The organism is Myceligenerans pegani, from assembly GCF_014892515.1.
In the GTDB taxonomy this organism is placed as follows: domain Bacteria; phylum Actinomycetota; class Actinomycetes; order Actinomycetales; family Cellulomonadaceae; genus Myceligenerans; species Myceligenerans pegani.
This window is the reverse complement of record NZ_JADBGR010000107.1, coordinates 425,216-440,205: the sequence shown is the minus strand read 5'-3', so window position 1 is coordinate 440,205 and position 14,990 is coordinate 425,216. Positions and strand designations below refer to the sequence as shown.

8 protein-coding genes and 3 rRNA genes are annotated in these 14,990 nt (G+C 67.5%); 9 read left to right on the top strand and 2 right to left on the bottom strand.

What is annotated here, in order from left to right; translation table 11 throughout:
• The first annotated feature begins 160 nt into the window (after positions 1 to 160).
• The 3 genes from IIE03_RS22825 to rrf all read left to right on the top strand — a co-directional run bounded on the left by IIE03_RS22825 (position 161) and on the right by rrf (position 5,622).
• A 16S ribosomal RNA gene (locus IIE03_RS22825) occupies positions 161 to 1,695 on the top strand.
• Positions 1,696 to 2,221: 526 nt separating this feature from the next.
• Positions 2,222 to 5,352: ribosomal RNA gene (locus tag IIE03_RS22820) — 23S ribosomal RNA — on the top strand.
• Between the two features lie 153 nt (positions 5,353 to 5,505).
• A 5S ribosomal RNA gene (gene rrf / locus IIE03_RS22815) occupies positions 5,506 to 5,622 on the top strand.
• Together the 16S, 23S and 5S rRNA genes form the textbook arrangement of a ribosomal RNA operon.
• A 129-nt stretch (positions 5,623 to 5,751) precedes the next feature.
• Here the strand turns inward: rrf and IIE03_RS22810 are convergent.
• Both IIE03_RS22810 and IIE03_RS22805 read right to left on the bottom strand, forming a co-directional pair.
• Positions 5,752 to 6,201, bottom strand: a complete 450-nt coding sequence (locus IIE03_RS22810) for a group II truncated hemoglobin (protein WP_192865049.1) — start codon at positions 6,199 to 6,201, stop codon at positions 5,752 to 5,754.
• A 103-nt stretch (positions 6,202 to 6,304) separates the two neighbouring features.
• Entirely contained in the window at positions 6,305 to 7,294 is a 990-nt protein-coding gene (locus IIE03_RS22805) for an aldo/keto reductase (protein WP_192865048.1), read from the bottom strand.
• A 111-nt stretch (positions 7,295 to 7,405) separates the two neighbouring features.
• Between IIE03_RS22805 and IIE03_RS22800 the strand changes: the two genes are divergently transcribed.
• The 6 genes from IIE03_RS22800 to IIE03_RS22775 all read left to right on the top strand — a co-directional run bounded on the left by IIE03_RS22800 (position 7,406) and on the right by IIE03_RS22775 (position 14,817).
• Entirely contained in the window at positions 7,406 to 7,819 is a 414-nt protein-coding gene (locus IIE03_RS22800) for a MerR family transcriptional regulator (RefSeq protein WP_192865047.1), read from the top strand.
• A 181-nt stretch (positions 7,820 to 8,000) separates the two neighbouring features.
• Positions 8,001 to 8,753: an IclR family transcriptional regulator gene (locus IIE03_RS22795; protein WP_318843132.1), complete on the top strand. Its 753-nt coding sequence runs from the start codon at positions 8,001 to 8,003 to the stop codon at positions 8,751 to 8,753.
• A 63-nt stretch (positions 8,754 to 8,816) separates the two neighbouring features.
• Positions 8,817 to 10,403: a malate synthase A gene (gene aceB / locus IIE03_RS22790; RefSeq protein WP_192865046.1), complete on the top strand. Its 1,587-nt coding sequence runs from the start codon at positions 8,817 to 8,819 to the stop codon at positions 10,401 to 10,403.
• A gap of 78 nt (positions 10,404 to 10,481) precedes the next feature.
• Positions 10,482 to 11,978: an FAD-linked oxidase C-terminal domain-containing protein gene (locus IIE03_RS22785; RefSeq protein ID WP_192865045.1), complete on the top strand. Its 1,497-nt coding sequence runs from the start codon at positions 10,482 to 10,484 to the stop codon at positions 11,976 to 11,978.
• Complete coding sequence (locus tag IIE03_RS26215; protein ID WP_225998148.1) at positions 11,978 to 13,456, top strand: FAD-binding oxidoreductase; 1,479 nt, start codon at positions 11,978 to 11,980, stop codon at positions 13,454 to 13,456. The genes IIE03_RS22785 and IIE03_RS26215 overlap by 1 nt, the downstream gene beginning before the upstream one ends.
• A complete protein-coding gene (locus IIE03_RS22775) occupies positions 13,456 to 14,817 on the top strand; it encodes a heterodisulfide reductase-related iron-sulfur binding cluster (RefSeq protein ID WP_192865044.1) in 1,362 nt (453 codons plus the stop codon). The genes IIE03_RS26215 and IIE03_RS22775 overlap by 1 nt, the downstream gene beginning before the upstream one ends.
• Positions 14,818 to 14,990: the final 173 nt, after the last annotated feature.

Genomic DNA, 14,990 nt, shown 5'->3' with positions numbered 1-14,990 from the left:
GTGTGCGTCGGTTGTTTGAGAACTCAACAGTGTGCTTGATAGTCAATGCCAATGTTTAAGGCTCTTCCCTTTTGTGGGAGGGGTTGTTTTGGATCGGATCGGGCAGTTTGTCTGTCTGGTCTGAGCTGGTATCAGTTAAGCTCTGTGAAGAGTGTTTTCTTTTGCGGAGAGTTTGATCCTGGCTCAGGACGAACGCTGGCGGCGTGCTTAACACATGCAAGTCGAACGATGAAGCCCAGCTTGCTGGGTGGATTAGTGGCGAACGGGTGAGTAACACGTGAGTAACCTGCCCCTCTACTTCGGGATAAGCCTTGGAAACGGGGTCTAATACCGGATATTCAGTCTCTGCCGCATGGTGGGGGTTGGAAAGATTTTTTGGTGGGGGATGGGCTCGCGGCCTATCAGCTTGTTGGTGGGGTGATGGCCTACCAAGGCGTCGACGGGTAGCCGGCCTGAGAGGGCGACCGGCCACACTGGGACTGAGACACGGCCCAGACTCCTACGGGAGGCAGCAGTGGGGAATATTGCACAATGGGCGCAAGCCTGATGCAGCGACGCCGCGTGAGGGATGACGGCCTTCGGGTTGTAAACCTCTTTCGACACGGAACAAGGCTTCTCGTTTTCGGGGGGTTGAGGGTACGTGTAGAAGAAGCGCCGGCTAACTACGTGCCAGCAGCCGCGGTAATACGTAGGGCGCAAGCGTTGTCCGGAATTATTGGGCGTAAAGAGCTCGTAGGCGGTCTGTCGCGTCTGGTGTGAAAACCCGAGGCTCAACCTCGGGCTGGCATCGGGTACGGGCAGGCTGGAGTGCGGTAGGGGAGACTGGAATTCCTGGTGTAGCGGTGGAATGCGCAGATATCAGGAGGAACACCGATGGCGAAGGCAGGTCTCTGGGCCGTTACTGACGCTGAGGAGCGAAAGCATGGGGAGCGAACAGGATTAGATACCCTGGTAGTCCATGCCGTAAACGTTGGGCACTAGGTGTGGGGCAGGTTCCACCTGTTCTGTGCCGTAGCTAACGCATTAAGTGCCCCGCCTGGGGAGTACGGCCGCAAGGCTAAAACTCAAAGGAATTGACGGGGGCCCGCACAAGCGGCGGAGCATGCGGATTAATTCGATGCAACGCGAAGAACCTTACCAAGGCTTGACATGCACCGGATCGCTGCAGAGATGTGGTTTCCGTAAGGTCGGTGTACAGGTGGTGCATGGTTGTCGTCAGCTCGTGTCGTGAGATGTTGGGTTAAGTCCCGCAACGAGCGCAACCCTTGTCTCATGTTGCCAGCGGGTGATGCCGGGGACTCATGGGAGACTGCCGGGGTCAACTCGGAGGAAGGTGGGGATGACGTCAAATCATCATGCCCCTTATGTCTTGGGCTTCACGCATGCTACAATGGCCGGTACAGAGGGTTGCGATATCGTGAGGTGGAGCGAATCCCTAAAAGCCGGTCTCAGTTCGGATCGGGGTCTGCAACTCGACCCCGTGAAGTCGGAGTCGCTAGTAATCGCAGATCAGCAACGCTGCGGTGAATACGTTCCCGGGCCTTGTACACACCGCCCGTCAAGTCACGAAAGTTGGTAACACCCGAAGCCCACGGCCCAACCGTAAGGGGGGAGTGGTCGAAGGTGGGACTGGCGATTGGGACTAAGTCGTAACAAGGTAGCCGTACCGGAAGGTGCGGCTGGATCACCTCCTTTCTAAGGAGCACTTCGGCTCGTCGCCCCTGGGGTGGCGGGTCCAGAAGCCGCGCCATGACCGAACGTGTCGTGGGTGGTTGCTCGTGGGTGGAACATTGACGAAGGGCTCTGCCTCTTGTGTGGGGTTGCCTCTAGTACGCCGGGTGCCGGCCTCTCTCTTGCGGGGGGTGGTGGTGGCCGGGCTGGAACGGGTGACGCCTGGGGGTGGGGTCTGCCGAGCACACTGTTGGGTCCTGAGGCAACCGGCTCTCGGGATCGTCACGACCGGGTCGCGGGTTTTTTTGCTCGTGGTCGGGGTGGGGGTTCCTGGGTGGGGTGTTTCGTGGAGGGTTCGGGTCATCGCTGGAGCGATACCGCCAGGCCGGGATGGTGTGGTTGGTCGTTCGTGGGTGGTGGGTTCGTTCGTTGCTTGAGAACTGTATAGTGGACGCGAGCATCTCTGGACATGCCAGTGGCTCTGTTCTCATCCTTGGGGTTTTCATCCTTGGGGTGGGAGGGGGTGTGCTGGTGTGTTCTGTGTAGTGTTGTTGAAGTTTTTTAGGGCACAGGGTGGATGCCTTGGCATCAGGAGCCGACGAAGGACGTTGTAGCCTGCGATAAGCCTCGGGGAGCTGGCAGACGAGCTGTGATCCGAGGGTTTCCGAATGGGGGAACCTACCCGAAGTCATGTTCGGGTACCCGCACTTGAATTCATAGGGTGTGGGGGGGAACGCCGGGAAGTGAAACATCTCAGTACCGGCAGGAAGAGATATTCTGTGAGTAGTGGTGAGCGAAAGCGGATGAGGTTAAACCGTGCGCGTGTCAAGTTGTCAGGCGTTGCGTGTGCGGGGTAGTGGGAGCTTCTTCAGATCTCTGACAGGGTCTGGGCCAGTGAGAAAGTCGTGTGATAGCCGAACCGGGTTGAATACCGGACCGTAGAGGGTGGGAGTCCCGTAGGTGAAATCGTGCGGCCTGGTGGAGGTTGTCCCGAGTAGCACGGGGCCCGTGAAATCTCGTGTGAATCTGCCAAGACCACTTGGTAAGCCTAAATACTCCCTGATGACCGATAGCGGACCAGTACCGTGAGGGAAAGGTGAAAAGTACCCCGGGAGGGGAGTGAAATAGTACCTGAAACCGTGTGCCTACAATCCGTCAGAGCCTCGGCGTCTCCTTGTGGGGCGTGTGGGGGTGATGGCGTGCCTTTTGAAGAATGAGCCTGCGAGTTAGTGCTCGGTGGCGAGGTTAACCCGGGTGGGGTAGCCGTAGCGAAAGCGAGTCCGAACAGGGCGGTCCAGTCGCCGGGTCTAGACCCGAAGCGGGGTGATCTAGCCATGGGCAGGGTGAAGCGTCGGTAAGACGGTGTGGAGGCCCGAACCCACCAGGGTTGAAAACCTGGGGGATGACCTGTGGTTAGGGGTGAAAGGCCAATCAAACTCCGTGATAGCTGGTTCTCCCCGAAATGCATTTAGGTGCAGCGTCGCGTGTTGCTTGCTGGAGGTAGAGCTACTGGATGGCCGATGGGCCCGACAAGGTTACTGACGTCAGCCAAACTCCGAATGCCGGTAAGTTGAGCGTGGCAGTGAGACTGCGGGGGATAAGCTCCGTGGGTCGAGAGGGAAACAGCCCAGATCGCCGGCTAAGGCCCCTAAGCGTGTGCTCAGTGGGAAAGGATGTGGAGTTGCTCAGACAACCAGGAGGTTGGCTTAGAAGCAGCCATCCTTGAAAGAGTGCGTAATAGCTCACTGGTCAAGTGATTCCGCGCCGACAATGTAGCGGGGCTCAAGCACACCGCCGAAGCCGTGGCAACCACACGCATACATTACGGTCAACTTGTTGATTGTCAGTGGTGTGGTTGGGTAGGGGAGCGTCCTGCAGCCGTGGAAGTCCCGGAGTGATCCAGGGGTGGAGGCTGCGGGAGTGAGAATGCAGGCATGAGTAGCGAATGACGGGTGTGAATCCCGTCCACCGAATGACCAAGGGTTCCAGGGCCAGGTTTATCCGCCCTGGGTAAGTCGGGACCTAAGGCGAGGCCGACAGGCGTAGTCGATGGACAAGGAGTTGATATTCTCCTACCGGCGAAGAACCGCCCATACCGAGTCCGGTGAGACTAACCATCCCGAACCTTCCACCACAGTCTTCGGACTGTACCGGGGGGTGAGGCGTGGGACCTGATCCGGTAGTAGGTAAGCGTGTTAACAGGGGTGACGCAGGAAGGTAGCCGCACGTGGCGATGGTTGTCCACGTCCAAGGTCGTAGCCCGTTCCGTAGGCAAATCCGCGGGACATGAAGGGTGAGGGCTGATGGTGACCACTTATGTGGGAACGTGGTGATCCTCTGCTGCCAAGAAAAGCCTCGACGTGAGGTTCTAGCCGCCCGTACCCGAAACCGACTCAGGTGGTCAGGTAGAGAATACCAAGGTGATCGAGCGAATCGTGGTCAAGGAACTCGGCAAAATGCCCCCGTAACTTCGGGAGAAGGGGGGCCCAACCCGTGAACCCTACTTGCTGGGGGGAGCGGGGGTGGGCCGCAGAGACCAGGGAGAAGCGACTGTTTACTAAAAACACAGGTCCGTGCGAAGTCGCAAGACGATGTATACGGACTGACGCCTGCCCGGTGCTGGAAGGTTAAGAGGACGAGTCAAACCCTTGCGGGTTGAAGCTCAGAATTTAAGCCCCAGTAAACGGCGGTGGTAACTATAACCATCCTAAGGTAGCGAAATTCCTTGTCGGGTAAGTTCCGACCTGCACGAATGGCGTAACGACTTCTCCGCTGTCTCGACCGCGAACTCGGCGAAATTGCACTACGAGTAAAGATGCTCGTTACGCGCAGCAGGACGGAAAGACCCCGGGACCTTTACTACAGCTTGGTATTGGTGTTCGGTGCGGTTTGTGTAGGATAGGTGGGAGACTGTGAAGCCCGGCCGCCAGGTCGGGTGGAGTCATCGTTGAAATACCACTCTGATCGCTTCGGGCATCTAACCTCGGTCCGTGATCCGGATCAGGGACAGTGCCTGGTGGGTAGTTTAACTGGGGCGGTTGCCTCCTAAAATGTAACGGAGGCGCTCAAAGGTTCCCTCAGCCTGGTTGGCAATCAGGTGTCGAGTGCAAGTGCACAAGGGAGCTTGACTGTGAGACTGACAGGTCGAGCAGGGACGAAAGTCGGAACTAGTGATCCGGCCATGGCTTGTGGAAGCGTGGTCGCTCAACGGATAAAAGGTACCCCGGGGATAACAGGCTGATCTTGCCCAAGAGTCCATATCGACGGCATGGTTTGGCACCTCGATGTCGGCTCGTCGCATCCTGGGGCTGGAGTTGGTCCCAAGGGTTGGGCTGTTCGCCCATTAAAGCGGTACGCGAGCTGGGTTTAGAACGTCGTGAGACAGTTCGGTCCCTATCCGCTGCGCGCGTAGGAGTCTTGAGAAGGGCTGTCCCTAGTACGAGAGGACCGGGACGGACGAACCTCTGGTGTGCCAGTTGTTCCGCCAGGAGCACGGCTGGTTGGCTACGTTCGGAAGGGATAACCGCTGAAAGCATCTAAGCGGGAAGCCTGCTTCAAGATGAAGACTCCACCACCCTCGGGTGGGAAGGCGCCCGGAAGACTACCGGGTTGATAGGCCGGAGATGGAAGCCCAGTAATGGGTGGAGTTGACCGGTACTAATCCGCCAACAACCTCAACAACACACCCCACACCCACACACTGTGTGTGTGCCGGCTGTTCGCGTCCACTGTACGGTTCCCGAGAAACGACCAAACCACCCCCCACGGGTGCCGGCAGGCACAACGAAGAGGGGGGGCCTGTAGCCCTGGGTTGGTTGGTGAACTCGATAGTGTTACGGCGGTCATAGCGTAGGGGAAACGCCCGGCTCCATTCCGAACCCGGAAGCTCAGCCCTACAGCGCCGATGGTACTGCCCCCGCCAGGGGGTGGGAGAGTAGGACGCCGCCGGACCCCCTTTCACGAAAGCCCCTCGAGCACCCACTCGAGGGGCTTTCGCCATTTCTCTGGCATGAGCCCGAAGCCGGCGTGAACCCGAGCCCACGCGAGCTCAAGCCCGCACGATCTCCGAGAGTCCCTTCCTCACGGCTTCAGTCCGTCATGTCCCCATCGCGGTGTCGGTCCGGGATCCCCGAGATCCGTTCCGGGTGGGTCCTGCGAGACGTCCTGGGCGATCCTGGTCCCCCAGTCGAAGTACGCCATGAGCGTCGTGCGGAGGTCCGGTCGCCCGGGATAAGTCTCGTCGACAGCGGCTGCCATCAGCTCCAGCCAGCGCTGCCGGTGCTCGTCACGGATGCGGAGCCCGAGGTGGGCGCGCAGGAGGTCCTGATGGCCGCCCAGTTCGGCCGTGAAGTTATCGGGCCCACCGAACACCTCGGCGAGCCAGATCGCGACCCGTTCGACATGAGTGGGCGTGAAGTCCTTGAAGACGGGGGCCAGCAGGTCGTCGGCCAGGACCCGGTCGTAGAACGCGGTGCTCAGCCGGCGGAGCCCGTCGGCGCCGCCGGCGTCGTCGTACAGTGAGATGCTCACGGGCGTTATTGTGCACCGTTCGTGGGGCTCAGCTCTCGCGAATTCTGTTCCCCTCGGTACAGAAGTTGGTCGCCCCCTCCGAGGGAATCGGCACTCGTCGCGCCTACGCGGGTTCCGGATCCGGCACGCGATCCTCGTCGACGGTCGGCGTGAGGGGTTCGACGGCGTCCAGGCGCGCCCGGGCGTCGTCGGGCAGGACGGTCCGGACGGCGGTCATCGCCGCCGCGAGCTGTTCCGGCTTGCTGCCGCCGAGGATGGGGCGGACTGCCGGCTCGTGACCCGCCAGCCATGCCAGGACCACCTGGCCTTGGGTGAGCCCCACGGCGTCGGATACGTCGTCGAGGGCGGCGAGGCGGCGCGACGTGCCCGGGTGGTCGAACTCCTCGGAGATCTCCTTGGTGGGGTTGTCGTAGGCGCCGCCGAGGAGCGGTGAGTACGCCCAGATCTCGAGTCCGCCGGTGGCGGCGAGGTCGAGGTGCTCGTCGGTGAGGAACCCGAACCGGTGACCCGCGCCCGCCGTGCCGGGCCGGGGATGCAGGTACGAATAGCTGTACTGGAGCGCGCTCACCGGCTCACGTCCCTCGCCGAGGGCCCGCGCGCGGGCGGTCGCGACCCGCCACGCGGCATGGTTCGACATGCCGAGACGCGCTGCGAGACCGTCGTCGTGCAGCCCGGACAGCGTGTCGGAGACGTCCTCGAGCGACACGGTCCGGTCCTCCATGTGCGCCCAGGCGAGGTCGACGCGGTCGGTGCCGAGCCGGCGGAGGCTGCCCTCGAGCTGGGCGCGGACCTCCGCGGCACCGAGGCCGGTCCGCGACGCGGGCCAGCGGCCGGCGACCACGGGTTCGGCGCCGAACTTCGTGGAGATCCGCACGCGGTCGCGCATGCCGGGCCGCGCCGCGAGCCAGCGGCCGAGCACCTCCTCGCTCTGCCCGCCGTATCCGGTGTCGCTGTCCCAGAACGCGTAGCAGTCGGCGGTGTCGATCCAGGAGCCGCCGGCGTCCACGAACTGGTCGAGCAGGCCGAACGCGGTCCGCTCGTCGACGGTCGTGCCGAACTTCATGGCCCCGAGGGCCAGGTTCATCGTGTCCATGCCAGCAGCCTGCGATCTGGAGCGCGCTCCAGGTCAAGAGGGCGGGGCCGGATGCGTCGAGCGGCCAGGCCGGGCCTGTCGAGCGGGCCTGCCGACGGGCATGATGGACGCATGACCCAGACCGCGAACGCCCGTACCTACACGCCCGCGGAGGCTGCGGCCGAGTCGGGATTCAGTATCGACACGCTCCGCTACTACGAGCGCGAGGGCCTGCTGGCGCCGATCTCGCGCACGCCCGGCGGGCGGCGGACCTACTCCGCGGGCGACCTCGACTGGCTCGGACTCGTGCGCTGCCTGCGGGACACCGGCATGCCGATCGCCGACCTGAAGCAGTACGCGGAACTCTGCCTGGACGCCACCACGATGGACGAGCGGCTCGCCCTGCTCGAGGTCCATCACCAGCGGGTCCAGGAACAGGTCGACCTGCTGGTGGCGCAGCAGGAGAAGCTGCGCGAGAAGATCCGCTGGTACCTGGCCAACGGCGCGACGCGGGCCGAGCAGGAGCGGGCCGCCGGCCGGGAATGAGGTTCGGCGGCGTGGCAGGAGCCTGCCTTCGGGGTTGCGCGCACCCTGCGCAGGAAACCTCGTGCTCGCGAGCGGCCACGGTGCGCCGGCGCCGGGCTTTCCGGCGTATGAAATCCTGGTTCTGACCCGCGGACGAATGCCCGTTCGCGGGTGACCGGCAACCAGGAACCCAAGGAGCCACGTGGCAAGCAGCACGGGCGGTGTGCAGACCGTCGAGCGGGCGATCGACCTGCTGGAGATCATGACGGACCTCGGGGGTGACGCGACCCTGAGCGAGCTCAGCGACCGCAGCGGGCTCCCGCTCCCGACCATTCACCGGCTGCTGCGCACACTGGTGCAGCGCGGGTACGCGCGGCAGATGCCCTCGCGCCGCTACGCGCTCGGGCCGGGCGTGCTGCGCCTCGCCGACGCGGCAGGCCGGCAGCTCGGCGCGGCGGCCAGGCCCCACCTCGAGCGGGTCGCGGCCGCCCTCGGCGAGACCGCGAATCTCGCGATGCTCGACCACGAGATGGCGGTGTACGTGGCGCAGGCCGCGTCCACGCATTCCATGCGGATGTTCACCGAGGTGGGGCGGCGCGTCCACCTGCACTGCACCGGGGTGGGCAAGATGCTGCTCGCCGGCCTCGGCGAGGACCAGGTCCGGGGGATCGCGCAGCGCACCGGCCTCCCCGCCGCCACCGAGCACTCGATCACCGACGCCGACGAGCTCGTCGCGGAGCTCGGCCGGATCCGTGAGCGCGGGTACGCGGTCGACGACGGGGAGCAGGAGATCGGCGTCCGCTGCTTCGCCGTCGCGGTGCCCGGCGCGCCGCTGGCCACGGCCCTGTCGGTGTCCGGCCCGGCGGCTCGGGTGACCCCGGAGTTCGCCGACGACGCCGTCCCGGTGCTGCGCGAGGAGGCGGCGCGGGTGGGCGATAGGCTCGCAGGGCGGTAGACTTTCCACGATCAGAATATCTACTTCCGCATAGTGGAAGAACGAAGCAAGGAGAGTGTCGACGTGGAGACTCCGGACGGCATCGAGATCACCGGTGAGATCGGCGAGCGGTACGAGGAGGTGCTCACCCCGGCCGCGCTGGAGCTCATCGTCAGGCTGCATCGCGAGCTGGCGGACCGGCGCCTGGAACTGCTCGAGGCACGCGAGCGCCGCGTCGAGGACCTGGCCGCCGGCGGCACCCTGGGGTTCCTGGAGGAGACCCGGCACGTCCGCGAGGACGACTCGTGGCGCGTGGCCGACCCGGCGCCCGGCATCGTGGACCGCCGCGTGGAGATCACCGGGCCCACGGACCGCAAGATGACGATCAACGCGCTGAACAGCGGCGCCAAGGTGTGGCTGGCGGACCAGGAGGACGCGAACACGCCGCAGTGGACGTCGGTGGTGGGCGGGCAGCTCAACCTGCTCGACGCGATCAACCGGAACGTCGACTTCACCGCCGAGAACGGGAAGACGTACGCGCTGAAGCCCGACGCGGAACTCGCGACCATCGTCATGCGCCCGCGCGGCTGGCACCTGCCGGAGAAGCACATCCTCGTGGACGGGCGGGAGACGTCGGGTTCGCTGGTGGACTTCGCGCTCTACGTCGCCACGGCGGGTCTGCGGCAGTTCGCGAAGGGGCAGGGGCCGTACTTCTACCTGCCGAAGATGGAGTCGTACCTGGAGGCGCGGCTCTGGAACGACGCGTTCGTCCTGGCCCAGGACTACCTGGGGATCCCGCAGGGCACGATCCGCGCCACGGTGCTCATCGAGACCTACCCGGCCGCGTTCGAGATGGAGGAGATCCTCTACGAGCTGCGCGACCACTCCGCCGGCCTGAACGCGGGCCGCTGGGACTTCATGTTCTCCGTGATCAAGTCGTTCCGGACCCGCGGCACGGAGTTCATGCTGCCGGACCGCAATGCCGTGACGATGACGGTCCCGTTCATGCGCGCCTACACCGAACTGCTGGTCAGGACGTGCCACAAGCGCGGCGCGCACGCGATCGGCGGTATGGCGGCGTTCATCCCGAGCAAGGACGAGGAGGTGAACGCGACGGCCTTCGCCAAGGTGCGCGACGACAAGACCCGGGAGGCCGGTGACGGCTTCGACGGCTCGTGGGTGGCGCATCCCGGCATGGTCGAGCTGTGCAAGGAGGTCTTCACCGAGGTCCTGGGCGATCGGCCGCATCAGATCGACCGCACCCGCGACGACGTGGAGGTCACCGCGGAGCAGCTGCTCGACGTCGCCGCGACCCCCGGCGACATCACGGAGGCGGGCCTGCGGAACAACGTCTCGGTCGGCATCCAGTACCTGCGCGCGTGGCTGGGCGGTCTCGGCGCCGTGGCGATCTTCAACCTCATGGAGGACGCCGCCACCGCCGAGATCTCCCGCAGCCAGGTGTGGCAGTGGCTGCACAACGACGTGACCCTCGCGGACACGGGCCGGAAGGTGACGAAGGAGCTGGTGCACGAGATCGTCGCGGAGGAGATCGCGAAGCTGCCCGGCGACGCCGCCGACTACGAGGAGGCGAAGCAGACGTTCCTGGAGGTCGCCGTCGCGGACGAGTACGCCGACTTCCTCACCCTCCCGGCGTACCGTCGAATGGACTGAGCGTGGACCGAACGTGACGGACGACGGCGGTCGCGCGGCCGTCGTCGTCCGTCGTGGTGAGCAACGAGGAGGTTGCGGATGCCGGACGACACACCCGACAGCACACCCACGCCCGACGGGCGGCTCGCCGCCGTCGTCGCCGAGCTGGCCGCCGCGCTCGGCGACGAACACGTCATCATGGACCACGCGCGGCGCCGCACCTACGAGTGCGACGGCCTCGCGGCCTATCGGGTGATGCCGGGGCTGGTCGTGCTGGCGCGCGACGCCGCCGACGTCGCGACCACCGTCCGGGCGTGCTCCGCCCGTGGCGTGCCGTTCGTGGCGCGTGGCTCGGGCACGGGACTGTCCGGCGGGGCGCTGCCGCACTCCGAGGGCGTGCTCGTGGTGATGTCGCAGATGCGCGAGATCCGGGAGATCGACGCCCCCGCCCAGCGCGCCGTCGTCGACCCCGGCGTGATCAACCTGCAGCTCACCGCGGCCACCACCCCGGAGGGGCACTACTTCGCGCCCGACCCGTCGAGTCAGTCCGTGTGCTCGATCGGCGGGAACGTCGCGGAGAACTCCGGCGGCGCGCACTGCCTGAAGTACGGCTTCACCACGAACCACGTCACCGGGCTGGACGTCGTCACGCCCGCGGGTGAGCAGGTCGAGGTCGGCGGCAAGGCCCCCGACCCGCCCGGCTACGACCTGCTCGGCGCGCTCGTGGGCAGCGAGGGCACGCTCGGCGTCGTCACCTCGGCCACCGTCCGGCTGACGCGGCTGCCGCAGGAGGTGCGCACCATCCTGGCCGCGTTCCGCACGATCGACGACGCCGGCGCCGCGACCTCCGCGATCATCGCGGCGGGCGTGATCCCGGCGGCGATCGAGATGATGGACGCCCTGTCCATCGAGGCGGCGGAGGCGGCCGTGCACTGCGGCTACCCGGAGGGGGCGGGTGCCGTGCTCGTGGTCGAGCTCGACGGGCACGCGGCGGACGTGGCCGGCGAGTTCGACGACGTCGTGCGGCTGTGCGAGGAGAACGGCTCGTTCGAGGTGCGCGTCGCGGCCGACGACGCCGAGCGGGCGCTCATCTGGAAGGGGCGCAAGTCGGCGTTCGCGGCCGTCGGGCGGATCAGCCCCGACTACATCGTGCAGGACGGCGTCATCCCCCGGACCGCGCTGCCGCAGGTGCTGCGGCGGATCACCGAGCTGGGCGACGCCGCCGGCGTGCGGGTGGCCAACGTGTTCCACGCCGGCGACGGCAACCTGCACCCGCTCGTGCTGTTCGACGGGTCGCAGGAGGGCGCCGTGGAGCGCGCCGAAGGGGTCGCGGGAGGGATCCTCGACCTGTGCCTCGAGCACGGCGGCTCCATCACCGGCGAGCACGGCGTCGGCGCCGACAAGGCGAAACACATGCCGCGCATGTTCACCGCCGACGACCTCGCCGTGATGCAGGCGGTGCGGTGCGCGTTCGACCCGGAGACCCTGTCCAACCCCGGGAAGATCTTCCCGACGCCGCGGCTGTGCGGGGAACGGCCGGGACGGAGGCAGGGCGAGCATCCCCTGTCGGAGGCCGGCGTGGCGGAGGTGTTCTGATGACGCGACGCGGCTCCGAGCACGCACTCCTGCCCGATCTGGACCGGATCGCCGACAGGCTGCGGACGGCCGATGCGGCCGGAGAGCTCCGCGAGGCCGGGCCCGGCGACGTCGTCGACGGGGTCGCGGCCCGGGCCGTCGCACGGCCGACGACGGTGGACGGCGTCGCGGCAGTCCTGCGCGAGGCGACGGCGCAGGGCCTGGCCACCGTGGCGCGCGGCGCCGGAACCGCGCTGGACTGGGCCGCCCCGCCCGAGCGGGCCGACCTGATCCTCGACACGGGAGGGCTGGACCGGCTCGTCGAGCACGGGGCCGGGGACCTGGTCGTGGTCGCCGAGGCCGGGCTACCGGTCGCGGCGCTCCTGGAGACCGTAGGGGGCGCCGGACAGGAGCTCGTCGTCGACCTTCCGCCCGCGCGGCTCGGCGGCGGATCGACCGTCGGCGGCGCGCTCGCGGTCGGCGCGTCCGGGCCGCGGCGGCTGCAGCGAGGCGCGCTGCGGGACCTCGTGCTCGGGGCGACCGTGGTCCTGGCCGACGGGACCGTGGCCGCCAGCGGCGGCAAGGTCGTCAAGAACGTCGCGGGCTACGACCTGGCCAAGCTCATGACCGGCTCCTACGGCACGCTCGGCGTGATCGTGCGGGCGGCGTTCCGGCTGCATCCGGTCCGGCCCACGCGCCGGTGGGTGGTCGCGTCCGGCCCGCCGGCCGACGTCGCCGCCCGGGCCCGGGCGGTGGTCGTGTCGCAGCTCGCGCCCGGGGCGGTGGAGATCGACCGCCCGGCAGGCTCCGGCGAGGCCACCGTGGCCGTCCTGCTGGAGGGTCAGGAGACCGCCGTCGTACGCCGTGCGGCGGAGGCGGCCGCCCTGACGGGCGGCGACGTACGGACCGACCCACCCGGCTGGTGGGGCGTGCTGCCCGACGACGGCGCGAGCGAGGCCGTCGTCCGCGGAGCGGATCGCACCGGGCGCACCGCCGGCCGGGGCGACGTCGGACCGCCGGCTGCCCGCGGCGTGCTCGCGAAGGCGACCGCGACACTCACGGGAGTGGGCGCGCTGCTGACCGCGGCGCGGGCGGCGGAGGACGCGCAGGGGATCGGCGTCGCCGTCCGGGGGACGGCCGCCGGAGTGCTGCACGTCGCGATCGGCGATCAGACCGTAGAGCGCCGGGACAGCACCCTCCCCGGCGAACTCGCCGCCTCGGCGGCCCCCGAGGGCCGAGGCGGTGCCTTCGCGGGTTTGGAGTCGATGGGAAACCGCGCGGGCGAGGCCGCGGCGGTGGCCGGCGTCGTTCGGGAGCTGCGGGCGGTCGCGCCGTCGCCGCGGGACGGGACCGTGACCGTGCTGCGGGCGCCGCGGGACGTGCGCGATGCCGTGGACGTGTGGGGCCCCGTGGGCGGGCTCGACCTGATGCGGGCGATCAAGCGACGGCTCGACCCGGGGCGGAACCTCGCGCCCGGACGGTTCGTGGGAGGAATCTGATGACGGAGGCCAAGCCGGACCTGCTCGGGTCGTTCGATCCGGGCCGCGCAGGATCGTCGGAGGGCGCGTTCGACGGCCACCACCCGCCGTCGCGCGAACTCGTGGACGACTGCGTGCACTGCGGGTTCTGCCTGCCCGCCTGCCCCACCTACACGCTCTGGGGCGAGGAGATGGACTCGCCGCGCGGGCGCATCCACCTCATGAAGCAGGGGCTGGAGGGAGAGCCGATGTCGGCGTCGATGGTCGGGCACATCGACGCCTGCCTGGGATGCATGGCGTGCGTGACCGCCTGCCCGTCGGGGGTGCAGTACGACAAGCTCGTCGAGGCGACGCGGGCGCAGGTGGAGCGGCGCGGGTCCGGCCATCGCACGCGCGGGCAGCGACTGGTGCGGGCGGGCATCTTCGCCCTGTTCCCGCACCCGCGACGGCTGCGGATGGTGCGGCCCTTCCTGTGGCTGTACCAGCGCAGCGGCCTGTCGCGGGTGGTGCGGCCCGTGCTGGAGCGGATCTCCCCGTCGCTGGCGGCCATGGAGTCGGTCGCGCCGCCGCTCACGCCCGCCGAACCCGTCGCGCCGCTGACACGCGCGGCGGGAACCCGGCGGGTGACCGTGGGGCTGCTGCTCGGCTGCGTGCAGCGCGAGTTCTTCCCGGGCGTCAACGCCGCCACGGTGCGGGTGCTCACGGCGGAGGGGTGCGACGTCGTGGCGCCGCCCGCGCAGGGATGCTGCGGGGCGCTCTCGGTGCACTCGGGACGCGAGGCCGAAGGGCTCGCCTACGCCCGCGCGCTGGTCGACGCCTTCTCGGACGCCGGCGTGGAACGCGTCGTGGTGAACTCGGCCGGCTGCGGCTCGACGATGAAGGAGTACGCGGACCTGCTGGCCGACGATCCCGCGTACGCGGGGCGCGCGGCGGAGTTCGCCGCCAAGGTGCGGGACGTCGCGGAGATCCTCGACGAGCTCGGGCCCGTCGCGACGCGCCACCCGCTGCCGCTCACCGTGGCATACCACGACGCCTGCCACCTGTCGCATGCGCAGCGGGTGCGCTCGCAGCCGCGACGGCTGCTCGCGGCCGTGCCCGGCCTGGTGGTGAAGGAGATCGCGGAGGGGGACCTGTGCTGCGGGTCGGCGGGGATCTACAACCTGACGAACCCGGAACCGGCGCGGGAACTCGGGGACAGGAAGGCGGCGAACGTGGCCGCCACGGACGCGGAGCTGCTGGTGACGTCCAACCCCGGGTGCCTCATGCAGATCTCCGCGGCCCTGGGACGCCAGGGGCGCTCGATCGCGACGGCGCACATGATCCAGGTGCTGGACGCGTCGCTGCGCGGGGCGAGGGCGGAGTCGCTCACCGGGCGGGCCTGACGGCCGACGGGGGCGCGGCCGGGCGTGCCGCGCCCCGGCTCGGGCGGTCGCGCCCGCCAGGCGGTCGGGCGGGTCGGCGGTCGCGACGGGTAGGTGGTCCGGCCTGGTGCGGCGGGCGAAAAAACTGTCGCCGAGGGCTCCCGTCGGTGCGCCCGCAGTGCTAGGTTCATATC